Consider the following 24,233-nt stretch of genomic DNA (forward strand, 5'->3'; position numbering starts at 1 on the left):
TTAAGGTAATCTCTTTTTGTACAGTTGATAGATCATGATGTTGACTAAGATCACCGCTCCGGAACCAAAGCAATAAACAGGCCATTGTCCCTTATCCCAAAGCCATAGACCAAGGGCAGAACCGATGGATGCGCCTACAAAACTAACAGACATAAATACCGTATTTAAACGATTTCTGGCTTCAGGCAGCAAGGCATAGATGCGGGTTTGATTGGTTACATGAATGGCCTGCTGACCAATATCGATCAGAATAATTCCAATGACAAATAAGTACAGGTGACTGCCGGTAAAATAAAAGGCTGCAATGCTGGCAAACTGGAGCAAAAGGCCGATCAACAGGTTTTTCCTTGGGTCTTTACCGTCACTGAATTTTCCAACAAGTGGTGCAGCGAGTGCCCCGGCGGCCCCGGCAATACCGAAAAGACCAATTTGTAAGGATTGAAAACTAAACGGTGGATTGGCCAGGAATAGGACCATGGTGGTCCAGAAAGCACTCAGGGTGGCGAAGGCGAGGAAGTTGATCAAAGAGGCTTCCCGAAGAACTGGCTGCGTTTTGATGTAATTAAACATGGAAGACATCAACTCTTTATAAGTTCCTTTAAAAGACGGGCTGCTCTCTGGAAAGCGCTTTGCCATAAGTAACAAGAGCAGAAAGCATAAGCCTGCAGCAATCAGGAACATGGCTCTCCAACCCCACAAAAAGCCGATACTGCCGCTCAGGGCCCGGGAGCCCAGAATGCCAACGAGTAATCCACTCATGATGATGCCAATGGTATGTCCACGTTTTTCATCTGAACTCAGGTTGGCTGCCATTGGCAGGATGAGTTGGGGTACTATGGAACTCGCACCAATGAGTACGCTGGCGATTTCCAATACCAGAAACGTATGTGAGAAGGCGGCCAGAAGGAGCGCTCCTATAGCAAGTCCCGTAATGACCAGGATTTGCTTCTTTCTTTCAAACATATCTCCCAGAGGAACCAGCAGGAATAAACCGATAGCATAGCCTGCCTGGGTAAGGTAGGTGATCCTGCCAGCATAACTTTCTGTAAGGTTATACTCTTTGGCAACCAGGATCACTAAGGGTTGGCAATAATAGATGTTTGCTACGATCAGGCCCGTACAAAAGGCCATAAGTAGAATATCTTTTCGACTTAAATTCATTTAAAGAGGAATGTTTCCGTGTTTTTTTCGGGGATTCTTAACGGCTTTATTTTCGAGCATTTTAAATGCTTTGATTAGTTTGTTTCTTGTGTTGGAGGGTTCTATCACTTCATCTACAAAGCCACGTTCGGCTGCACGATAAGGATTTGCAAAGATCTCTGAATAGAGTTTTTCCTTTTCCAGCCATTTTTCTTCCGGATGTTCGGCTGCTGAGATCTCTTTTTTGAAAATAATCTCGGCGGCGCCTTTTGCACCCATTACAGCAATTTCCGCAGAGGGCCATGCGTAGTTCAGGTCGGCTCCGATATGTTTGGAATTCATCACGTCATAGGCTCCGCCATAGGCTTTCCTGGTAATGACGGTAATGCGAGGAACGGTAGCTTCACTGAAGGCATATAATAATTTTGCGCCGTTGGATATAATTCCGTTCCATTCCTGGTCTGTTCCTGGTAAAAATCCAGGTACATCTTCAAACACAAGTAATGGGATATTGAAACAGTCGCAAAAACGTACAAAGCGGGCTGCTTTTACAGAGGCATGATTGTCAAGTACTCCTGCCAGATAAGCAGGCTGGTTGGCAATGATCCCGATACTTCTGCCGCCAAGACGGGCAAAGCCCACCACAATGTTTTCAGCATAGTCTTTATGTACCTCCAGGAAGCTGCCTTCATCTGCCACTTCATTAATCACTTCTCTGATGTCATAGGGCTGATTGGAATTTTGTGGCATAATATTGTTCAGGGCAGTCCTTTCTTCGTTGCCCGGTGCATAAGGCAGGAGTGCAGGAAGCTCTTCACAGTTCTGGGGCATATAGCTCAGTAGTTTCTTAACGTGATTGATGGCGTCAAGTTCATTAGGACAGGCAAAATGTGTTACACCTGATTTGGTCGCATGTGTAGAGGCACCTCCAAGTTCTTCCGAGGTAACTTCTTCATGAGTCACTGTTTTAACTACATTAGGACCGGTAACGAACATGTAGGAGGTGTTTTCTACCATCAGGATGAAATCTGTGATGGCAGGAGAATATACTGCTCCACCAGCACAAGGTCCCATAATGGCGGAGAGCTGGGGAACAACGCCCGATGCTTGTACATTCTTGTAAAAGATATCTGCATATCCTCCAAGGGAAACAACACCTTCCTGGATTCTGGCTCCACCGCTGTCGTTCAGCCCGATGACAGGAGCTCCGTTCTTCATGGCCATATCCATGATCTTACAGATTTTTTCTGCATGAGTTTCAGAGAGTGAGCCACCAAATACGGTGAAATCCTGGGAGAACACATAGACCAGACGACCATTAATGTTCCCGTAACCGGTTACGACGCCATCGCCAGGGTATTTTTCATTTTCCATTCCGAAGTCGGTGCTGCGATGAGTCACCAGCATGCCGATTTCTTCAAATGAACCTTCATCCAATAAAAAATGAATGCGTTCCCGTGCAGTAAGTTTTCCTTTTTTATGCTGACTTTCAATACGGGTTGCTCCACCACCGGCATGTGCCTGTTTTATTTTATCCTGAAGTAAGTCTAATTTATTCTTCATGTATCTTAGATATGAATTTTATAAATGTAAATAATTTACCAGCGATATTGGAGCCTTGCCGTAAAGACATCATCTTTCAGGTCTTCAGTATAACCGGTTAGTTTGGTCGGATCGTTCACGACGTGTTCATTGTAGAGGGTTATTTTTACCCGGGAATTGAGGACGTAAGTACAACCATAGCCAAGGGTACTGTATTTGATATCTCCTGCGGTTGAGCCATTATTTAAACCGATCTCACTTTCTTTTAGTTTTCGGTTGGGATCATAGACGTCATAAGCCAGTAATGCTGTGAATTTGGTCTGGGAGATTTGTTGGGTAAACCACAGAAAGTAACCCATGAAAGGACGCAGATATAAATCTGTAGCTGGTTGTGCAGAGAAGCTCTGGCTAGCCAGCGGACCGGTGATGCTTGAGGATGCTGCAACACCCGGCTGGGTTCCGGCAACATATTCTGCTTTAAAAATGGTTTTTCCAAAAGTGTTGTCGTATTGCACCTGTAGGTTACCGCCAAAGTAATCTCTTTTTGCATTATAGCCTATGCTGGATGCATTGGTATTTCTGATATAGCTGTTGCCATCGAAAGTATAATAATTTTCTGTATCGTTTCGCACCGTGCCTTTGTATACGGATCCACCAAAACCGAGATGAAATTTTTTGTTGGCGAGGCTGTCAAATTTAAAAGCAATATTGCCGATTACATCCTTCTTTGAATCATAATCACGGGCTGCATAACCACTGCCACTCACCAATGCGAGGTCTGCAGTGATGAATTTATAAATGTTTTTAGGGTGATAGCTCAGCATGGCACCAATATCTCTCTCCCTGGGCATTAAGGTTTGGAACATTCTGGCCCGTTCAGGAAAATCCCTGAATCCGGAAGAATAAACAATGGAATGTCCGAAAGGTCGGTTAAATAAGCCCGCAGTGAAAATAAGGGCTTTTGAGGTGGGTTGGTACAGCTGGATGAAGGCGTCCATCAATTGCACGCCGTTTTGTGTTGCATCAATCTGGAATACGATACTGGAATATTTATCTACTCTGTCTATTTTTAAACGGCCGCGCCTGATGATAAAACGGTCGCGGGAGTTTTTAGAGAAGTCGCCGCCGGAAAAAGACGAAATGCCTTCGGACTGCGCTCGCTGGTATTGTGTCTGGAGGTAACCTGTAATGGCAATTTCATGAGGGTCGTAGGATGAAGGTGCATTATTGCTTTGGCTCCGGACCGCCAGGGGTATTAAAAATAAGAAGAAGAGTAGGCTTTTTTTCATCAATATACTGTTTGTTTTCACCTTGCAATGATGTTTTTATACCACAGGAAGTTTATTCCTTTCAATCTGTAGCATTTGATGTTTCACGCAATGAAAATATGCAGCTGCTAAATTACATTTAATGACTTATTTTATGGTAATGAATAAGGCTTTTAGTTATCGTTACTTTTGGAAGAATGGATTAATATCATTTTAATTACATTTTTTTTACAACTTAATTTGCTAATTAGACAAGTTTGGAGCTAAATTTGAGCTGTAGTGATACACATATAAAAGAATGAGCCTTAGAAAATACCGCTTACTGATTGTTGTTGCCTTTTTAGGCATCTTCTCTGCGAAGATGGTAATTTCTGCTGCGCCGGTGTTTTTTGCCCATCTGGATAAAGAGATCATTAAAAATGTGATTATGCAGATTGAGTTGGAGCATGGCTCTGAAGGGGATTCGGGCAAAGTTTTGAAATACGTGGATTGTAAATTCATTGATTTGCATGCGCCTTTTTCTTATGTGCCGGTCCGGTATCACTTCTTTATTAAAAACAGTTATATAGACCACTTCAAGAGATATGTAAATCCATATCATCCGTCAGTCCCGACACCTCCTCCTAACTTGGCCTAAATTCTTTGTGAAATTTGCTTTGTACTGCCTAAGCAGTATAGGTAAGCCAATTAATTAGGTACAAATAATAAAATATAATTTTATGCAAGATGGGAATTCGATCTTTTCAAGATTGGACGTAAAGAAGTATTTCTTAAAAAAGAATTTAAAGCGGGACCTTCCGGCGAGTATTGTGGTCTTTTTAGTAGCCCTGCCGCTGTGTTTAGGAATTGCTTTGGCATCGGGGGCACCGCTGTTTGCGGGTATTGTTTCCGGTGTGGTTGGGGGAATTGTTGTAGCCAGTTTTAGTGGCTCACAACTGAGTGTAAGTGGTCCGGCTGCCGGACTTACTGTTATTGTACTGGGCGCTATTGCACAATTGGGTAGTTACCAGACTTTCTTGCTGGCAGTTATGCTTGCTGGTGTGATGCAATTGGTATTAGGGATGATCAAAGCGGGTACAATAGGGAATTATTTTCCTTCCAGCGTGATCGAGGGGATGTTGGCCGCTATTGGCCTGATACTTATTCTGAAGCAGCTGCCTCACGCATTGGGTGTAGATTCAGATTTTCCCGGTGATGAGAGTTTCTTTCAGGGGAATGAAGAGAACACCTTTTCGGCTATCAGCGGTGCATTAAGTCATTTTAGTCTTGCGGCTATTGTGATCAGTGGTCTATCTATATTGGTTTTGATCTACTGGCCAAAAATAAAACAGGTAAGTAGTATTCCGGCACCATTAATTGTCGTGGTATTAGGGATAGCTTTAAGTTTTGTATTTAAAAATACGATTTATGCTTTGGAAGCCAAGCAAATGGTGGCTATTCCTGTGGTTAACGGATGGTCGGAATTTACAGGTTTGTTTACCATGCCGGATTTCTCTGCTATTGGAAAACAGGAGGTTTGGATTGTAGCCGGGACAATAGCAATCGTGGCCAGTCTGGAAACGCTTCTAAGTATTGAAGCTGTGGATAAGATTGACCCCATCAAACGGGTTTCACCAACAAATAGAGAATTAATGGCTCAGGGGATTGGAAACATGACCAGTGCAATGCTGGGGGGCTTACCTATGACTTCGGTTATTGTGAGAAGTTCTGCAAATGTGAATGCGGGAGGAAGGACTAAAATGTCGGCTATTTTTCATGGAACCTGGTTACTGTTGTCTTTATTATTTATACCGGGGGTTATCAATATGATTCCTCTGGCTTGTCTTGCTGCAATACTTTTGGTAACAGGTTATAAGCTGACCCGGATTGCTTTGTTTAAACATATGTACCATAAGGGCTGGGATCAGTTTGTACCTTTTGTGGTAACAGTAGCAGCTGTATTGCTTACAGATTTATTAAAAGGTGTAGCCATAGGTATGCTGGTTTCTATATTTTACCTGCTGCGTACCAATATGCGTAACCCTTTCTTTTACAAGATTCACGAAGAAGGGACTAAGAAGAACATCAGGATTAAACTGGCAGAGGAGGTTTCCTTTTTAAATAAGGCAGCAATACAGGTTATGCTGACCAAGATCCCGAAGGAAACAACGGTGACTATTGACGGAAGTAACTCCAGGTATATTGATCCGGATGTGCTGGAAACTATTTTTAATTATAAGCATAACGCTTATACAAAAGGGATTATCGTTATATTAGAGGACATTAAGTCTCAATATATTGTTCCCAAATTAACTAATAAATTAGACGAAATTAATAACTAAGATATCATGTGTGCAAAATTAGAACAACAACAAACGCATCAAATTACATACGAAGGATTATTACAGGGAAATAAGGACTGGGTTGCTGCAACACTGAAAGAGGATCCTCAGTTTTTTGATCGGTTATCTGCCGGTCAGGCTCCGCCAGTATTATGGATTGGCTGTTCGGACAGTCGTGTACCAGCGAACCAGATTACCAATACCATGCCTGGAGATATCTTTGTACACCGTAACATTGCCAATGTGGTTACACATACGGATATGAATTTACTTAGTGTACTCGATTACTCGGTGAATGTATTAAAGGTGAAACACATTATTGTATGTGGTCACTATGGCTGCGGAGGCGTAAATGCTGCCCTGGGAGATAAACAGGTTGGACTGATTGATAACTGGTTGAGAAATATTAAGGATGTTATCCGTATGCACGACCGTGAAATGTCGACCATTAAGGATCCTGTAAAAAGATCAAACAGACTTGTTGAACTCAATGCTATAGAAAGTGCGGCTAACGTAATGAGTACTTCTATCGTACAAAATGCCTGGGCTTCGGGTCAGGAACTTTCTGTTCATGCCTGGGTTTACAGTCTGCAAACCGGAATGATTACGGATCTGCAGGTAAGTGCGTCAAGCGCAGCTGATTTGTCTCCTGTATTCAAAATGGACGCGGGAAAATAATTTGGTGCTTTATTGCAGAATGCAATTTTTATTAAAATAAAAAAGCTCCCGATCATATCGGGAGCTTTTTTTATCGATGTATTTAGTCGTTTGCTAAGAAAGGATAACGATAGTCTTTCGGCGGATCGAAAGTTTCTTTGATCGTACGTGGGGAAACCCAGCGTAGCAGGTTGATCATAGATCCAGCTTTATCGTTTGTACCAGAACCTCTGGCGCCTCCGAAAGGCTGTTGTCCTACTACTGCGCCAGTACACTTATCGTTAATATAGAAGTTTCCTGCTGCATTGCGTAAGCGATGGGTTGCTTTTTCAATAGCGTATCTGTCCTGAGCAATTACTGCACCTGTTAAAGCATAAATGGAGGTTTGATCCACAAGGTCTAATACCTGGTCAAAATCTTTATCCTCATATACATACAGCGTGAGTACCGGACCAAATAGTTCTTCGCTCATGGTAACATAGTTCGGATCTTTAACGACGAGCACAGTAGGCTCTATAAAATAACCTTTTGATTTGTCGTAATTGCCACCAGTAATCACCTCTACAGCCGGATCATTCTTCGCTGCGTCGATGTATTTAGTTAGTTTATTAAAGGAGTTCTCATCAATAACAGCATTAATAAAATTGCTGAAATCTTCTGTTCCACCCATTTTAAAAGTAGCCAGGTCACGAAGCATAAATTCTTTTACCTTAGGCCATACGCTTTGGGCAACATATACTCTTGAAGCTGCGGAACATTTCTGGCCTTGATATTCAAAAGCACCTCTGATAATGGCTGTACTAGAGCTTTCCGCTTCAGCCGAGCCATGAACAAGGATAAAATCTTTTCCACCGGTTTCTCCAACTATACGTGGATAAGTTTTGAACTTATGGATATTGTTTCCAATGGTTTTCCAAATATCCTGGAAGACTCCGGTAGATCCGGTAAAGTGAATGCCTGCAAAATCTGGATGGCTGAAGATTACCTCGCCAGCATCAGGTCCAGAAACATAGACCAGGTTGATTACTCCATCGGGCAATCCGGCCTCTCTGAAAATCTGCATCAGTACATTAGCGGCATAGATCTGAGTGTTGGCAGGTTTCCAGACAACAACATTACCCATCATTGCGGCCGAGGTTGGCAGGTTACCCGCAATAGCAGTAAAGTTGAAAGGGGTTAAAGCAAAAACGAAACCTTCTAACGGGCGCTGCTCTACTCTGTTCCATGAACCTTTTGGCGAAACCGGAGGTTGCTGCTTATAGATTTCAGACATATAGCTTACATTAAACCGAAGGAAGTCTATCAGTTCACAAGCCGAATCAATCTCTGCCTGGTAAGCGTTTTTGCTTTGGCCAAGCATGGTTGCTGCATTTAATTTGTACCTGTAAGGGCCGGCAATAAGGTCGGCTGCTTTTAAGAAAACAGCTGCGCGTTGTTCCCAGGCAAGGTTTTCCCAATCTGCTTTTGCAGCTAAAGCGGCATCAATTGCTTTTGTAACATGGCTTTTGTCGCCTTTGCTATAATAACCTAGAATATGTTGGTGATCGTGCGGTGGGGTAGTCTTTCCTTTATTTTCGGTATGAACTTCAGCGCCGCCTATATACATTGGGATGTCAATTTGTTTGGAACGGGCATCGGCCAGGGCCGCTTTTAAAAGTTCACGTTCTTTACTTCCCGGTGCGTAGCCTAAAATAGGCTCATTGGTGGGGGCTGGTACGTTAAAAAATCCTTTAAGCATGGTATTGAATTGTTGTTTATACAAAGATAGTTTTTATTTATCAGCCATGGTAGAGGCATAAAATATATGCAGGATACATTCTGGTTGATAATTCTTATTTTTGACCCATACATGATTAAGAAACTGCGATTGCTACTTCTTCCTTTTTCCCTTATCTATGGAATGGTTACCCTGGTCAGGAACAAATTTTATGACTGGGGCCTTTTTAGGTCGGTTAAATTTAACCTGCCGGTAATTTGTGTGGGAAATTTGGTGGTAGGTGGTTCGGGCAAAACCCCTGTTACAGAGTACTTGGTTCAGTTGCTTGATGGTTATAAAATAGCCATATTGAGCAGGGGATATGGAAGAAAAACCAAGGGATTTATATTGGCCGATGGGGAGGCAACAGCAGAAACTATTGGAGATGAACCGATGCAGTTTTATCGTAAATTTCCGGACGTTACTGTTGCTGTTTGCGAAGACCGGGTAAAAGGTATTGAGCTTCTGAAAGGGGATCATGATCTGATCATTCTGGACGATGCTTTTCAACACCGCAGGGTTAAGGCAGGCTTTAATATCCTTCTTTTTGAATATCAGAAGCTTTTAAGACCACAATTTTTATTGCCTGCCGGAAATTTACGGGAGTTATTTTTGGGTTACCGAAGGGCGGAATCGCTGCTCATCACGAAAATACCGGCGCATTTAAATATTGAGGGTAAAAAACAGGTTCTGAAAAAATTTAAAAAGGGAAATATTCCGGCTTTTTCCGAAATAAAGTATGCCACTTTGATGCCTGTTTTTAGAGCAACAAGCAGTGAGAATGCTGCTCTGGTGAAAAATATGCAGGTGTTTTTGCTTACAGGAATTGCAAATCCGAAGCCGATGATTTCTTATCTTTCCGGATTTGGAGTGAATGTAGACCATCATCATTATGCTGATCATCATCAGTTTAGCTTGGCGGAAATTCAGAGGCTTGTTCGCGCGTTTGAGAGAGAAACAGATAAAGAAAAAATCATCCTCACAACAGAAAAGGATGCGCAGCGTTTATCAGATATCAGAATAAAAGAATTACTTTTAAATTTGCCTGTATTTTATTTACCGATCCGGATAGAAATTGAGAAGGAAGATAAAGTTACATTTGACCAAAATATTTTAAATTATGTTTCAAGCCATACACGAAACCGTTGAGTATATAAAGAAAAAAACAGATCATTTTAAACCGGAGATTGGAATTATTCTGGGTACGGGTTTAGGTGATCTGGTTGGGGAAATTGAAGTGGCCTATAGCCTGATGTACCCTAATATTCCTAATTTCCCGATATCTACTTTGGAATTCCATTCTGGTAAACTGATATTTGGAACACTGAACGGGAAAAAGGTTGTTGCCATGCAAGGCCGCCTGCATTATTATGAAGGTTATAGTATGCAGCAGATCACTTTTCCTGTGAGGGTGATGAAAGCTCTGGGAATTGGCTACCTGTTTGTGTCTAATGCTGCAGGATCGTTAAATCCTGATTTCAAAAAAGGGGATCTGATGGTTATTAATGATCATATTAATTTACAGCTGGAAAGTCCATTGAGGGGGCATAATGACGCTGATATGGGACCTCGTTTTCCGGATATGAGTGAACCATATAATCGTAAGCTTATAGCTGATGCGCTGAGCATCGCTGCAGCAGAGGGAATTACCTGTCATCAAGGCGTGTATGTTTCTGTAACAGGACCAAATCTGGAAACTAAAGCTGAATACAAATATTTGAGAATTATTGGCGGGGATGCGGTAGGTATGAGTACCGTACCGGAGGTGATTGTGGCCAATCATATGAAATTGCCAGTATTCGCTGTTTCGGTATTGACAGATGAAGGTTTCCCTGAGGTGTTGCACCCCTTTAGTCTGGAAGATATCCTGGAAACTGCGCGCGTTGCAGAACCTAAAATGACTAAAATTTTAAGCCAGTTAATCGCTACTTTATAATGTATAAATTTCTTGTTCTTTCTGTTTTGTTTTGTTTACTGCTGTTTGGGCAGGGGGCCTTTGCGCAGGATTTAAAGACGACTGTTAGAGAGAATAAAGAATTAGATTCTTTAAGAAAAAAACTGGATGGGGGTAAGGACTCTGTGATTTTTACCTCTAAATATGTCAGGTATACTACACTAGGGTTAACGAAGGACAGTATACAAACTTTTCCTTTAGATACAAGTTTAAGGAATTTTCAGAATTATAGTGTATTGAATCAGCCCCGAAGACCAACTATAAATACAGGAGGGCCGGGAATGGCGGCGCAACTGATGCTTTTTGAACCTTCGAAAAGCATTGGATTTGATCCTGGTTTCCACTCTTTTGATATTTATAGGATGAGTCCTGAAGACATCATCTACTACCAGGCGCGTACGCAGTTTAGTAATCTTTACTATGTGAGTGGAGGGCCGGAACAGGTTTTTAAAGCGACACATACCCAAAATATAAAGCCCAACTTGAATGTTGGTGCGAATTATTATCAGATTGGGTCTAAAGGGGTATATAACAATCAGAAAGCAAACGATTTGAATACCTCGCTGTTTACATGGTATCAATCTCCGAATAAGCGTTATAATTTATGGGCTACGGCTATTTTTAGCAGTTTTAAGGCTGGAGAAAATGGTACAGTAAATAATGATAACCTGTTTACTAATGTGGATGCCACACAGCGTGTATCCCACGAAGCGGAAGTGGTGAGGTTAACCACAGCTAAACAACATTGGCACAATAACATTTTCTTTCTTAAACAAAGTTATTTTATCGGCCGTATTGATACGGTTGAGCAGCCAGTAATGAAAAAAGTGTTGCCTACCAATAAAGTAACCTATACAGTTTCTTATAATACGCAATCTTTTGGTTTCTCTAAAAGTGAAGCTGATGACCATTCTGTTTTGCCAAAGGGATTGATTGATACGGTTTCTACGAATGACTCTACAAGTGTAAGCCATTTAAGGAATGAATTCATTTATAGCTTTTTCCTTAGGGGAAAGTCGCAAGCATTTATTAAAAATGAACTAAAAATAGATGTTGGTATCAGACATGACTACTATAAATATACGCAGCTTGCCCGCTATGCCGATTTAACGAATTATTATGATTATAGTGCGACTTTTCAGAACTCCACATTGCTGGGCGCTTTAGGTTATCGCTTCAGTGACCGTATGGATTTGAATGTGGATCTCCAGCAAATTTTCCAAGGCCGGCAAATTGGCGATTTTTTGTATGAGGCCAAGAGTAATGTACGGTTGAGTAATGCAGCGGGTCGTGTGGTTCTGGGGGCTTATATCCAAAATAAGTCTCCTGAGGAGGTGTATATCCGATATTTTGGAAATCATTACAACTGGGCTGAGGGTTTAGACAGAACCAAAACCGTTAATTTATCTTTCAATTATATCAATGATAAATATAAGTTTGAGGCTGGTGCACAATATTACCTGATCAATAAGTATCTGTATTTTGCCCAGGTGGGTAGTGGAGTAGATATTAGGCCTACTCAAGAAGGTGGAAGTATTAACCTGTTAAAAGTTACTGTTGGTAAAAAAGTAGACTTTGGTAAATTCCATTTGGACAGTTATTTGGTTTATCAGAAAACAGATAGCAAAAGCATTTTGCGTACACCGGAGGTTTATACTTTTAACAGCTTGTACCGTAACCAAACCTTTTTTAAAGTTCTTAAAACAGATGTGGGAATAGATTTAAGATACAATACCCCTTATGATGCTTTAGCTTATTCGCCTGCGGCAAGTCAGTTTTATACATTGAATAATGGGCCTCAACTTAAAACAGAGCCTATTATAGATGTTTGGGTAAGGGCGAGTCTGCGAAAAGCGAACCTTTTTTTGAAATATGACTATGTCAATCAAGGCTTGTTTTCCAAAGGCTATTACAGTGTATACAAATATCCAATGCCAGATCGTATGCTGAAATTTGGGGTAAGCTGGAATTTCTACGACTAGGTTTTCTGCGGCTTCTTTTTTGCAGCTGGAAAAAGTACATTGTTCAGGATAAGTCTATATCCCGGTGAGTTGGGGTGGAGGTTCAGATCTGTTGGGGGATCGCCTACCAGATGCTGATAGTCTTCAGGATCATGTCCTCCATAAAAAGTGAATTGGCCCTTTCCAAATTCTCCATGAAGATAGCGTACCTCTTCTGCGCCTTTGTTTTCACCAAGTACAGTAATGTCTGGTTTGACCAGGGACTTTCGAAAGGCAGTTGTTTGTCCCATAAAGCCCTTGATAACTTTTTCATGATTTTGGGTCAGCATGGTCGGAACTATATCCCATTTTGCTGAAAAATCGAACAAGGTAAAGAAATCGTTGCTTTGTACAAGTGTCCGTGTTTGGGTGACGTCTATGTTTGAAAATTTATAATTCGAAGGATTCAGATCGATCGTAAAATCTTTAAAAGCAAAGGTCTTATTGAAATTGAGCTTTGATTGTGCATTCGGATCTGCAGCGTCTCCGTCAAACATCCTTTCACAAATATCCACACCTTCAGCGCTTAACGCAATATCAAAGGTATCTGTACCGGAACACATAGCAAATAAAAACCCTCCGCCTGAGCAAAAAGCTGCGATATGTTTAGCTACAGCAAGTTTCATCTCTGATACTTTTTTAAAGCCATTTCTTTTAGCTGTAGCTTCCTGATTGGCAACATCTGTTTTGTACCAGGATGCATTTCTAAAATTGCTCCAGAAACGACCATATTGACCTGTGAAATCTTCATGATGTAAATGTAACCAGTCATAACCTGTTAGTTTGTCATTGAGAACCTCGTCATCATAAACCACATCATAAGGGATTTCTGCATAAGTGAGTACCATGGTTACTGCATCATCCCAGGGCAATTTGCTTTTTGGGGAATAGACCGCAATTTTAGGTGCTTTCTCTAATTTAACCATTTCCATATTGACATCCGGACTGCTGATTTCGTTAAGTAGTGCAGTCACTTTTGCATCTGCCATAACCTGATAGGATATACCTCTGATTTTGCACTCGTCTTCTATTGGTTTTGCATACTTGATCAGGAAACTTCCGCCACGGTAATTAAGCAACCAGCTTACATCAGCTTGTTGTTTAATGCTCCAATAGGCTAGCCCGTAGGCTTTCAGATGGTTTTTCTGGTCTTCATCCATATAAATTAAGATGGATGAAGCTTTTAAGCTGATAGAAAGTGCCAGTAATAAGAACAATAAGATATGTTTTTTCAAAACCGTTGGAATTAGGTATTCGCGAATTTAAATTTTTTGAATGCCATAATAAAATTATATACATTTATCCTCTGCAGCTTTTTAAGCCATAAAGTTTAGGTAATCATTTCAATTTACTAAATTTGGCGTTTACATAAAAAATGAATATGAGCAAAGCAATAATAAAAACAGAAAAAGGTGACATGACCGTTCAGTTTTACGATAAAGATGCACCTAATACCGTAGCCAATTTTAAAAAATTAGCTAAAGAAGGATTTTATGATGGCGTTACTTTTCACCGCGTGATTCCTAATTTTGTGATTCAGGGTGGTTGTCCGAACTCTAAAGATCCTGCTAAAGCTCATTTGGCAGGTACAGGAGGTCCGGGTTATAAAATTGACTGTGAGCTTGATGGAGAGAACCAATACCATGACCGAGGTGTATTGTCTATGGCGCATGCAGGAAGAAACACCGGTGGTTCACAGTTTTTTGTTTGCCACAGCAGGACCAATACAGCACACCTGGATAGAAATCATACTTGCTTTGGTAAAGTAACAGAAAATGTTGATCTTGTTGACGATATTAAACAAGGGGATAAAATTTTAAGTATAGAAGTGATAGAAGATTAATTCTGTCTTTTCAAAAAATAAAACATATGAATTTAAGAGGAATAGTAGCAGTGTCTGGCCGACCTGGGTTATATAAGCTTGTTGGACAAAATAAAGCGGGCTACGTATTGGAAAGTCTGGATGCTCAAAAGGTTAAGATCGTTGCAAATATCTCTACTACTAAACTGGCATCTCTGGAAGACATTACGGTTTACGGACAGGAAGATGATCTGAAACTGGTGGATGTTTTAGCTAATATTGCAGCAGCAAAAGGAAATATTCCTGACGCGAAGGCTGATGCTTCAGCGTTGAAGTCCTTTTTTAATGAGGTAGCACCTAATCATGATGATGAGAAGGTTTATACTTCTGATATGAAAAAGATTGTTAGCTGGTATCACTTATTGAAGGAACTTCCTTTATTTAGCGAAGAAGCTCCGGGTACAGAAGAACATGAGGCTGTTAAAGCTGAAGAGAAAGCAGAGAAAAAGGCAAAGGCAACACCAAAGCCATCTAATGCGAAAGCTCCAAGTAAAACTGCTCAGCCTGCAAAAAAGGCAAATATGACCAGTAAGAAGGGAGTATAGCCTTAATAATCGATTGTAAAAGCCGGGTGTGTCAAAGCATCCGGCTTTTTTTATGCGGTATTCTTTTTACAGTAAATACCAGAGGAGCAGGAATGCAATAACTGAAATGATGATGGCAATCCAGTAACTACCTCGCGCACTTGAAGTATCACTTTTGAACTTATAATTCCGGGTAAATTTAAGTTTGTTTTTTAAATCTTCGTCTATCATAACGATATCTCCTTTTTATAATGATGATTTTTTGATCTTAATTCCATAAAGAAATCTGATTATTCGTGGTGATAGGGTTCTCCTTTTAGGATACTGAAGGCCCTGTACAGTTGCTCAACAAAAAATAGACGGACCATCTGGTGGGAGAATGTCATGTCTGATAGTGAAATGGAGGAGGCAGCTCGTTTGTAAATGCTTTCATCAAAGCCATAAGGGCCTCCAATGACAAATATCAGGTGTTGAACACTACCGATCATTTGTTTGTTCAGATAGTTGGCGAAAGATACAGAACTGTGTTTCTTACCCTTTTCATCTAAAAGGACGACCAGATCAGAATTGCCGATCTGTTTCAGGATCAATTCTGCTTCTTTGCTCTTCTGTTGGGCTTCAGTAAGGTTCTTGGTGTTTTTTATGTCTGGAATTACAGTTAAGTTGAAGCCAATGTAATGTTTCAGTCTGTTCAGGTATTTTTCAATACCTTCAATCAGATATTTATCTTCTGTTTTTCCAACCACCAGTAAGGTTATCTTCATTCCGTTCTTAGGGTATATAATGTATTGCCTATATTTATGATTTTCTGAGAATCTTCAAATATATGGTAAAAACTAAAGAAGCTATTTTAATTCACTATCAAAATCAAATACAGATCCAACAAAACAGGGTAGATGGCCTGGTCAAAAAACTCAACCAAGTTTCCTTATCCAGATTGGGGGTATTTATTGCAGAGATATTAATTGTCGCGTTGATCATTAGTCAGGGTTATCACTGGATTATGGGATTGCTCCTGTGCATTCCTGTTTTGATTTTCATGGTCCTGGTCAAAAAACAAGTGGGCTTACAGAGCGAATTGAAGTATGCAAGAAAATTATTGTGGATTTTTCAGAATGAAGAACATCTATTGCTAGATCGAAAGAATGGATATGACGATGGAACCCAATATCAGGATGAGCATCATCCATATACTTCTGATTTGGATGTTTTTGGCCCGCAGTCCTTATATGCAACGCTTAACCGTTGTAAAACGACCAGAGGGATGGATCTGCTGGCTCGTCATTTGGAAGCACCATTAGAACGTACTGTCATCTTGGAAAGGCAGGAGGGGATGGAGGAGCTGAACAAACATATTGAAGATACTTTTCATTTCCGGGCTCAGTTGCAGAATCATGAATCCAGTCAGTTGGGCGTTATTGAGCATAAGCTTGCTCATGAACTGGAATTGCAATTACGTTTCATACATGCTAAATTACTTCGGGCCTATATAGCTTTTGTTCCTTTCTTAACAATTGGTTTATTGATCATCGGCTCATTTGCAGGGGGGGTATGGTGGAATCTTATCGGGCTGGTCGCAGTATTTAATGCTGGACTTACTTTTTTTAATCTGAAGGCGATCAATCAGGTATATTACGGTTTTAGCGGAGGAGCAGAATTATTGAGCGCATTTTCGGGAACAATTGAATGGACAGAACGTGTACAGTGGAAGAGCAAGTATATCCGCGATTTTTTCCAGCCTGAAGTGGATAGTACTCCTGTTAGCAAACAAATTAAGCAACTGTCGTCTATCATTCAAGCTTTTGATGCCCGGTTGAATATTATAGTTTCTTCATTCTTAAATTTGTTCTTTCTTTGGGATTTGAGGTGCACGGTGAGACTGGATAAATGGTATGTTGGTTCTTCTGCTCATATATTGAAAGGCTTATACCGGATCAGTCAGTTTGAGGAGCTCATTTCTTTTGCAACCTTAAACTATAATGAACCTGCCTGGGTATACCCGAAAATTCAGGAAAATTTCGCTTTGGAAGCGCTGAATCTTGGTCATCCCCTGATTGAAGATGGAAAACGAATTGTGAACAGTTATAACTTAAGTGAAAAGCCAACTGTTGATATTGTAACTGGGTCTAATATGGCAGGGAAAAGCACGTTTTTAAGGACGGTAGGTGTGAATATGGTTCTGGCCTTCTCTGGAGGACCCGTATGCGCTGAAGCACTCAGCCTGTCGATTTTTAATGTGCTTTCTTATATGAGGATCAAGGATTCTTTGAATGATCAGACTTCTACCTTTAAGGCAGAACTGAATCGTCTTAAAATGATTCTGGATTCAACCCGCATTCAGAGGTATTCCTTTGTACTGATTGATGAGATGCTTCGGGGAACAAATAGTAGGGATAAATACCTTGGCTCTAAAGTTTTTATTGAAAAGATGATTGAACAGCAAACTCCAACTTTATTTGCTACGCATGATTTGCAGTTGTCTGAAATGGAGGCAGAATATTCATCCTCTGTTCGGAATTATCATTTTGATATACAGATTGCAGACGGCGAGATGCATTTTGATTATAGGTTGAAACATGGGGCCTGTAAAACTTTCAATGCGGCTATACTTTTGAAACAGATTGGTTTGAGTTTGAAGGATTAGACTTACTTATGTTGCTGAATTAATATTGATTTAATATCAGTTTCTCATATTGCCTGTTATTTATGTAGTTATGATAAAAGCATCTCAATTTGGAACTGATTTTTTATGGGGGGTTGCCACAGCTGCAGCGCAGATTGAGGGGGCGGCCGATACTTATGGTAAAGGTCCATCCATTTGGGATACTTTCTCTAAAAAGTCTGGTAAGGTAAAAAAAGGTCATCATCCTGCAGTGGCATGTGATTTTTATCATCGGTATAAAGAGGACATCGCTTTGATCAGGCTCCTAGGTTTTTCGATATTCCGTTTTTCCATTTCCTGGCCAAGAATTGTTCCTTCAGGTCACGGTCATGTAAATGAAGAAGGTATTCGTTTTTATCATCAGGTAATTGATGAATGCCTGCAACAAGGTATTATACCTTATGTTACGCTTTACCACTGGGACTTGCCTCAGGCATTACAGGATGAAGGGGGATGGACTGCCTATAGTATTAATAATGCTTTTAACCATTTTGTAACAGTATGTGCTAAGGAGTATGGCGACAAAGTAAAAAACTGGATTGTGATGAATGAACCTTTTGGTTTTACTTCACTTGGATATATGCTGGGGATACATGCTCCCGGAGAAACGGGATTGACCAACTTTTTCTCAGCAGTGCACCATGCGGCCCTGGCGCAGGCAGATGGGGGGCGTATTCTTCGCGCTGAGATCAAACAGGCCAATATAGGAACTACTTACTCCTGTTCGGAGATTATTCCTTTTACACAAAACGAAGCCGATCTGCAGGCCGCAAAAAGGGTAGATTGCTTAATGAACCGCTTGTTTATTGAGCCTGCCTTAGGAATGGGTTATCCTATGGCTGATTGGGATGTGATGGAGAAGTTTTCGATAAACCATTCTACCTGGAGACATACCGAAAGACTCGCTTTTGATTTTGATTTCATTGGTCTTCAGAATTATTTTCCGCTCACCATAAAGTACAATGCTTTTATTCCGGTATTACAGGCTTGGGAAGTAAAAGCTAAGAGCCGTAAAAAGCCCCACACTGCGATGGGCTGGGAAATTAATGCCGATAGTTTTCAGAACATCATCCGGCAGTTTGCAGCCTATCCAAAGGTTAGAAATATCATCATCACTGAAAACGGTGCTGCGTTTCATGATAAGGTTGTTGATGGAGTTATCAATGATACAGAAAGAATAGCGTATTTTAAACTCTATCTGGAAGCTTTATTAAAGGTAAAAGAGGAGGGTGTAAATGTAACAGGTTATATGGCCTGGACCCTTATGGATAATTTTGAATGGGCTGAAGGATACAACGCACGTTTTGGGCTTATCCATACCGACTTTAAAACACAGGAACGTATTATTAAAGATTCAGGACACTGGTTCCGAAAGTTCTTGAAACATTAGTTCTGGTTTTTTGTTTAGGTTTACATCAACGCAAACTTAAAATGGATAAAATAATCGTATTCGAAACTTTTTACAACCCTATAGAAGCAAATATTGTAAAAGCGCGGTTAATGGATGCGGGAATCCAGTGCTTTTTATCTGATGAGAATACAATTACCATAAATCCTTTGTATACACAAGCTCTTGGTGGTGTTAAACTGCATCTTTTTGAAAGGGATGCGGATCTGGCCAGAAATATTCTGGGAGAAACCACCGCCGCTTTAGAAGTTCATGAAGAAGATGGGCAAGGAGAGACCTGTCCAAATTGTGGGTCTCCTCATGTAGGTTACGTACAGGCAACTAAAAAACGGTTCAATATCGTAACCACAGTAGTATCACTGTTGCTATTGGTTTATCCCTTCCATGCCAGAAAAGTTCACCATTGTTTCGATTGCCTTTATGAGTATTAAGCATAAAAAAAACTCCCGCATTTCTACGGGAGTTTTTAAAAACTATTTAATGCTTATGCATTTTTAGCAGCGGCTTCTCTGCGGATGATGTTTAATGCACCACCTGCTTTAAACCATTCAATCTGCTGTGCATTATAGCTATGGTTAACTTCAATCTCTTCCTTAGAACCGTCTTTATGATTCAATACAATCGTAAGCGGAACATCAGGGGTAAATTCGGTTAAGCCAATGATATCTATTACGTCATCTTCTAAAATCTTATCATAATCCTCTTTGTTGGCAAAGGTAAGACCAAGCATACCTTGCTTCTTAAGGTTGGTTTCGTGGATACGAGCAAATGATTTTACCAATACGGCACGTACACCTAAGTGACGGGGCTCCATAGCGGCATGTTCACGACTTGATCCTTCTCCATAGTTTTCGTCCCCTACAACAATAGAACCTATGCCTGCAGCTTTATACGCACGCTGGGTAGCTGGTACCGGGCCGTATTCGCCTGTTAGCTCATTTTTCACCGTATCGGTTTTTTCATTGAAGAAATTCACCGCACCAATTAACATGTTGTTAGAGATATTGTCCAGATGGCCACGGAATTTTAACCATGGACCAGCCATAGAAATATGGTCTGTAGTACATTTTCCCTTGGCTTTAATCAGTAGTTTTAAGCCTTTAAGATCTGTACCTTCCCAAGGTTTAAATGGATCCAGCAATTGCAAACGGTGAGAAGTAGGAGAAACAATAACTTGTACACCACTTCCATCTGCAGCAGGTGCCTGGAATCCGGCATCATCCACGTCAAAGCCTTTTGGAGGTAACTCGTGTCCTGTTGGCTCATCTAATTTTACCTGCTCGCCTTTATCATTTGTTAAAGTATCTGTAAGTGGATTGAAACTTAAATCGCCCGCGATAGCCAATGCGGTAACCAATTCTGGTGAGGCTACAAATGCATAAGTATTTGGGTTGCCATCTGCGCGTTTGGCAAAGTTGCGGTTGAAAGAGTGAACAATAGTATTTTTTTCTTGTTTCTCTGAACCGACCCTATCCCACATACCGATGCATGGTCCGCAGGCATTGGTAAATACAGTTGCACCAATTTGTTTGAATACATCCAGGAATCCATCACGGTCAATAGTATAACGGATTTGTTCCGAACCTGGGTTAATGCAGTACTGTGCATTGGTTTTAAGTCCTTTTTCGGAAACCTGTTTAGCTATACTCACTGCGCGTGAAATGTCTTCGTAAGAAGAGTTGGTACAAGAACCAATTAATCCAACCTCAATTTTCATCGGCCAGCCGTTTTCTGCAGCTACTTCTTTCATTTTAGAAATAGGTGTAGCCAGATCTGGAGTAAATGGACCATTAAGATAAGGCTCAAGTTCCGACAGATTGATCTCAATTAACTGATCGAAATATTTGTCTGGATTTGCGTAAACTTCAGGATCCCCCGTTAAGTGTTCTTTAATCGCATTAGCTGCATCGGCAACATCTGCACGGTTGGTTGCACGTAGATAACGTTCCATGCTTTCATCATAACCGAATGTAGAGGTTGTTGCACCTATCTCTGCACCCATGTTGCAAATTGTGCCTTTACCAGTACAACTCATATTATTGGCTCCTTCGCCAAAATATTCAACAATAGCACCAGTACCGCCTTTTACAGTCAGGATACCTGCTACTTTCAAGATGACATCTTTAGGAGAAGTCCATCCGTTCAGTTTTCCGGTTAACTTTACTCCGATTAATTTAGGGAATTTAAGCTCCCATGGTAAACCCGCCATAACATCGCAGGCATCTGCACCACCTACACCAATTGCAACCATACCTAAACCACCTGCGTTCACTGTGTGAGAATCTGTACCGATCATCATTCCGCCCGGGAAAGCATAGTTTTCCAATACGACCTGGTGGATGATACCTGCTCCTGGTTTCCAGAAGCCAATACCATATTTATTGGATACAGAGGCGAGGAAATCAAATACTTCCTTGCTTTCAGTATTGGCAGCAGGAAGATCCTGTTCTGCGCCATATTTTGCTGTAATTAGGTGATCGCAGTGTACGGTTGAAGGTACTGCAACTTTAGGGCGGCCAGCCTGCATAAATTGCAACAAAGCCATCTGAGCAGTTGCATCCTGCATAGCTACCCTGTCAGGAGCAAAATCTACATAGTCCGTACCTCTAACATAGGAAGTATTGGTATTCTCATCCCAAAGGTGAGTATATAAAATTTTTTCTGAAAGTGTTAAAGGTCTGCCTACTAGTTTACGGGCCGCTTCAACACGGGGTCCGAAGTTTGCATACACCTTTTTGATCATATCTATATCAAAAGCCATTGATAATCTGTGTTAAAAGGTAATATATTAGAATTATTTGTAGCGAATTTACAAAAAAAAACAGGGGCGGGCCATCATCTGAGGATCATTATATTATTTATAAGTATTCTAAATAATATTGCTATCTGTAGTGTTTGAATAGGATCTTTAATTTGACGTCCATTTACGAACAGCACTGTTCATAAATGGACGGTTTATTGATTTTGTTTTTGCTTAAGTATTTGTAATACAGTCTCTTTTATGGATGTTGTGGTTTTGGTCTGAACTTGGTGTAACCAAGTTCAATTATAAGGTTTCAAATACATAACCTCGTTCATGGAAATGTTGAAGTGTGCGGGGTAAAGCATATTCTAGTCTGTCAAATGCTTTGAGGCTGTCGTGAAACACTATAACAGAACCATTAGCCGTATGTTTAATCACATTTTTAAGACATTTATGAGGAGCAAGATTAATGTCAAAATCACCACTGAGTACGTCCCACATAATAATTTTCATGTTTGGATAGTAATTTCTGATTTCTTTGATCTGAGATTTTTTAATCCTGCCATATGGCGGACGAAACAGATCGGTAGCGGTTAGTTCCTGACATTTACTGAAATTTCGAAGATAGAGTTCATCTGTTGTTTTCCATCCTTTAAGATGGTTATAGGTATGATTGCCAATACGGTGACCATCATCAATTACCCGCTGGAAAATCTCTGGATATTTTGTAATATTATCTCCGATACAAAAAAAGGTTGCCTTGGCCTGAAAACTTTTTAAAGTTTTTAGAACAAAGTCTGTAACATCAGGTATAGGTCCATCGTCAAAGGTTAAATAAATGACTTTGTCAGATCGGCTTTTATTCCAGACTAAAGATGGGTAATACCATTTTAAGAGAAGAGGTGATTTTACCAGGTACATGTCCAAATGTAAGAATTTTGCTGGCGGCGGTACTTGAAAATTTACAAAATCAATTAGTTGTTTATAGTATTATTGTGAAACTAAAATTATGAAAATATTTACAAGCTCTCCTATGTTCATCGGTCTAAGCATAGTGTTATCTGTTGCCTTCACAACAGGTTTTGTGCAGAAATCGACCGCACAGGAAGTGATTACCATACAGGAAGCGATTGATAAGACGCTAAAAAATAATCTTCAAGTAAGGCAAAGTCAGTTTAGCGAAAGTTTATCAGATGAAACGTTGAAACAATCAAAAATGGCTCTGGTACCTACTTTAAATGGATCAGTGTCTTCTGGAATTAGTTTCGGCAGGGGGCAGGATCCCAATACTTACCAGATTATTAACCAGAAATTGTTGACTACTTCAGGTTCTTTGGGGACAGGTGTTCCCATTTTTCAGGGATGGTCTTTGCTAAATCAGATTAAACAAAATAAAACCTTGCTGGAGGCAAGTCAAAAGAATACTGAAAAAGTAAAAAATGATCTTATTTTACAGGTAATTACCTCTTATCTTCAAATCCTATATAATAAGGACCTTTTAAAGGCTGCGGATCAGCAATTATCAGTTTCAAAACAACAGTTGGACGTACAGCAACAGTTACTTGACGTTGGAAATAAGACCTTGGCGGATTTGTCACAAGCGAAATCTCAGCTTGCAACATCTGAATTGAATAAAACAAACGCAGTGAATGCACTTACGATTTCGTATCTCACTCTTGCACAACTGATGGAAATGCCCTCTTCAACCAAATATGAAGTTCAAGCACCCGTTTTATCAAGCTTTAATAAGCCCATAACTAGTTATAACCCCGACGAAGTTTATAATAATGCATTGACATTCTTTCCGGATATTAAACTAGCATCTTTACGTACAGATGCTGCAAGAAAAGGAATTGATGTTGCAAAGGGTAATCTCTATCCTAAACTTTCATTTAGTGCCGGACTAGGATCTTCCTATTCTTATACATTTGCATCTCCTTTACCTCAAACATCATTTTCACAACAATTAAGTGATAGGTTTGGGCAAAATATTGGACTGAGTTTAAGTATTCCGGTATTTAATGGACTGCAGGCAAAAATTGGGGTTAGGAAAGCTAAAATCAATTTGCTCCAGACCCAAACCGATGAACAACTGGCAAAAAATAACCTAAATAAGGTCATCTATCAAGCCGTTGCAGATCTAAAGGCAGCGGAAGGTCGTTATTCTTCAACCACCAACACTTTTCTTGCGCAGAAAGATGCTTTCCACGTGATTGAACAACGTTATGCTGTAGGATTGGTGAATTCGTTAGATTACAGTACTTCTCAAACCAATATGAATAAAGCCGAAATTGATATGATCCAGGCTAAATACGATTTACTGTTCAGGGCTAAGGTGATTGATTATTACCTTGGGAAACAGATTATTTTTTAATTGATACCATATAATACACACAA

Annotated in this window: 21 protein-coding genes; 12 read left to right on the forward strand and 9 right to left on the reverse strand. The window is 40.4% G+C overall.

The features are described from left to right. Genes R2S08_RS14825 through R2S08_RS14835 form a run of 3 tightly spaced genes read right to left on the reverse strand, consistent with a single transcriptional unit; the run spans position 1 to position 3,971 of the window. Complete coding sequence (locus tag R2S08_RS14825; protein ID WP_316835874.1) at positions 1-1,131, reverse strand: MFS transporter; 1,131 nt, start codon at positions 1,129-1,131, stop codon at positions 1-3. 30 nt (positions 1,132-1,161) lie between these two features. Further along, positions 1,162-2,703, reverse strand: a complete 1,542-nt coding sequence (locus tag R2S08_RS14830) for an acyl-CoA carboxylase subunit beta (RefSeq protein WP_316835875.1) — start codon at positions 2,701-2,703, stop codon at positions 1,162-1,164. A gap of 35 nt (positions 2,704-2,738) precedes the next feature. Beyond that, positions 2,739-3,971 carry a porin gene (locus tag R2S08_RS14835; RefSeq protein ID WP_316835876.1) on the reverse strand — a complete coding sequence of 411 codons (1,233 nt, stop codon included), beginning with the start codon at positions 3,969-3,971 and terminating at the stop codon, positions 2,739-2,741. Between the two features lie 277 nt (positions 3,972-4,248). Between R2S08_RS14835 and R2S08_RS14840 the strand changes: the two genes are divergently transcribed. From R2S08_RS14840 to R2S08_RS14850, 3 genes are all read left to right on the forward strand, one after another. Further along, positions 4,249-4,587 carry a hypothetical protein gene (locus tag R2S08_RS14840; RefSeq protein WP_133778950.1) on the forward strand — a complete coding sequence of 113 codons (339 nt, stop codon included), beginning with the start codon at positions 4,249-4,251 and terminating at the stop codon, positions 4,585-4,587. 82 nt (positions 4,588-4,669) lie between these two features. Beyond that, positions 4,670-6,271: a SulP family inorganic anion transporter gene (locus R2S08_RS14845; RefSeq protein WP_316835877.1), complete on the forward strand. Its 1,602-nt coding sequence runs from the start codon at positions 4,670-4,672 to the stop codon at positions 6,269-6,271. Between the two features lie 6 nt (positions 6,272-6,277). Beyond that, positions 6,278-6,949, forward strand: coding sequence for a carbonic anhydrase (locus R2S08_RS14850; protein ID WP_316835878.1), 672 nt, complete (start codon positions 6,278-6,280; stop codon positions 6,947-6,949). Between the two features lie 82 nt (positions 6,950-7,031). On the opposite strand, the gene pruA is transcribed toward R2S08_RS14850, so the two are convergent. Then, positions 7,032-8,666: an L-glutamate gamma-semialdehyde dehydrogenase gene (pruA, locus tag R2S08_RS14855; protein ID WP_316835879.1), complete on the reverse strand. Its 1,635-nt coding sequence runs from the start codon at positions 8,664-8,666 to the stop codon at positions 7,032-7,034. Positions 8,667-8,777: 111 nt separating this feature from the next. On the opposite strand from pruA, the gene lpxK reads away from it, so the two are divergent. Genes lpxK through R2S08_RS14870 form a run of 3 tightly spaced genes read left to right on the forward strand, consistent with a single transcriptional unit; the run spans position 8,778 to position 12,620 of the window. After that, a complete protein-coding gene (gene lpxK, locus R2S08_RS14860; RefSeq protein WP_316835880.1) occupies positions 8,778-9,833 on the forward strand; it encodes a tetraacyldisaccharide 4'-kinase in 1,056 nt (351 codons plus the stop codon). Further along, on the forward strand, positions 9,805-10,620 hold the full coding sequence (locus R2S08_RS14865) for a purine-nucleoside phosphorylase (protein WP_316835881.1): 816 nt from the start codon (positions 9,805-9,807) through the stop codon (positions 10,618-10,620). The genes lpxK and R2S08_RS14865 overlap by 29 nt, the downstream gene beginning before the upstream one ends. Beyond that, the gene (locus R2S08_RS14870) at positions 10,620-12,620 is read left to right on the forward strand and encodes a putative porin (protein ID WP_316835882.1); all 2,001 of its coding nucleotides are present in this window, start codon (positions 10,620-10,622) and stop codon (positions 12,618-12,620) included. Before R2S08_RS14865 ends, R2S08_RS14870 begins: the two co-directional genes overlap by 1 nt. Here R2S08_RS14870 and R2S08_RS14875 read toward each other — a convergent pair. Further along, positions 12,617-13,798, reverse strand: coding sequence for an asparagine synthetase B (locus tag R2S08_RS14875; protein ID WP_316835949.1), 1,182 nt, complete (start codon positions 13,796-13,798; stop codon positions 12,617-12,619). The two genes, R2S08_RS14870 and R2S08_RS14875, sit on opposite strands and share 4 nt — an antisense overlap. A gap of 221 nt (positions 13,799-14,019) precedes the next feature. On the opposite strand from R2S08_RS14875, the gene R2S08_RS14880 reads away from it, so the two are divergent. Beyond that, positions 14,020-14,481: a peptidylprolyl isomerase gene (locus R2S08_RS14880; protein WP_316835883.1), complete on the forward strand. Its 462-nt coding sequence runs from the start codon at positions 14,020-14,022 to the stop codon at positions 14,479-14,481. Positions 14,482-14,507: 26 nt separating this feature from the next. Beyond that, complete coding sequence (locus R2S08_RS14885) at positions 14,508-15,044, forward strand: DUF5606 domain-containing protein (protein ID WP_316835884.1); 537 nt, start codon at positions 14,508-14,510, stop codon at positions 15,042-15,044. Between the two features lie 66 nt (positions 15,045-15,110). On the opposite strand, the gene R2S08_RS14890 is transcribed toward R2S08_RS14885, so the two are convergent. Next, on the reverse strand, positions 15,111-15,254 hold the full coding sequence (locus R2S08_RS14890) for a hypothetical protein (RefSeq protein ID WP_316835885.1): 144 nt from the start codon (positions 15,252-15,254) through the stop codon (positions 15,111-15,113). A 59-nt stretch (positions 15,255-15,313) separates the two neighbouring features. After that, the gene (gene rlmH, locus R2S08_RS14895) at positions 15,314-15,787 is read right to left on the reverse strand and encodes a 23S rRNA (pseudouridine(1915)-N(3))-methyltransferase RlmH (protein WP_316835886.1); all 474 of its coding nucleotides are present in this window, start codon (positions 15,785-15,787) and stop codon (positions 15,314-15,316) included. A 62-nt stretch (positions 15,788-15,849) separates the two neighbouring features. On the opposite strand from rlmH, the gene R2S08_RS14900 reads away from it, so the two are divergent. From R2S08_RS14900 to R2S08_RS14910, 3 genes are all read left to right on the forward strand, one after another. After that, positions 15,850-17,667 (forward strand): MutS-related protein, encoded by a 1,818-nt coding sequence (locus tag R2S08_RS14900; RefSeq protein WP_316835887.1) that lies wholly within the window; start codon positions 15,850-15,852, stop codon positions 17,665-17,667. A gap of 70 nt (positions 17,668-17,737) precedes the next feature. After that, positions 17,738-19,075 carry a GH1 family beta-glucosidase gene (locus R2S08_RS14905; protein WP_316835888.1) on the forward strand — a complete coding sequence of 446 codons (1,338 nt, stop codon included), beginning with the start codon at positions 17,738-17,740 and terminating at the stop codon, positions 19,073-19,075. A 41-nt stretch (positions 19,076-19,116) separates the two neighbouring features. Continuing rightward, positions 19,117-19,524, forward strand: a complete 408-nt coding sequence (locus R2S08_RS14910) for a DUF2007 domain-containing protein (protein WP_316835889.1) — start codon at positions 19,117-19,119, stop codon at positions 19,522-19,524. A 53-nt stretch (positions 19,525-19,577) separates the two neighbouring features. Here R2S08_RS14910 and R2S08_RS14915 read toward each other — a convergent pair whose 3' ends face one another. Then, a complete protein-coding gene (locus R2S08_RS14915; protein ID WP_316835890.1) occupies positions 19,578-21,854 on the reverse strand; it encodes an aconitate hydratase in 2,277 nt (758 codons plus the stop codon). A gap of 285 nt (positions 21,855-22,139) precedes the next feature. Then, positions 22,140-22,757, reverse strand: coding sequence for a polysaccharide deacetylase family protein (locus tag R2S08_RS14920; protein ID WP_316835891.1), 618 nt, complete (start codon positions 22,755-22,757; stop codon positions 22,140-22,142). Between the two features lie 88 nt (positions 22,758-22,845). Here R2S08_RS14920 and R2S08_RS14925 point away from each other — a divergent pair, with 88 nt between their 5' ends. Next, positions 22,846-24,210, forward strand: coding sequence for a TolC family protein (locus R2S08_RS14925; RefSeq protein WP_316835892.1), 1,365 nt, complete (start codon positions 22,846-22,848; stop codon positions 24,208-24,210). Positions 24,211-24,233: the final 23 nt, after the last annotated feature.

Origin of the sequence: Pedobacter nutrimenti (assembly GCF_032678445.1) — a bacterium.
In the GTDB taxonomy this organism is placed as follows: Bacteria; Bacteroidota; Bacteroidia; order Sphingobacteriales; family Sphingobacteriaceae; genus Pedobacter; species Pedobacter nutrimenti_A.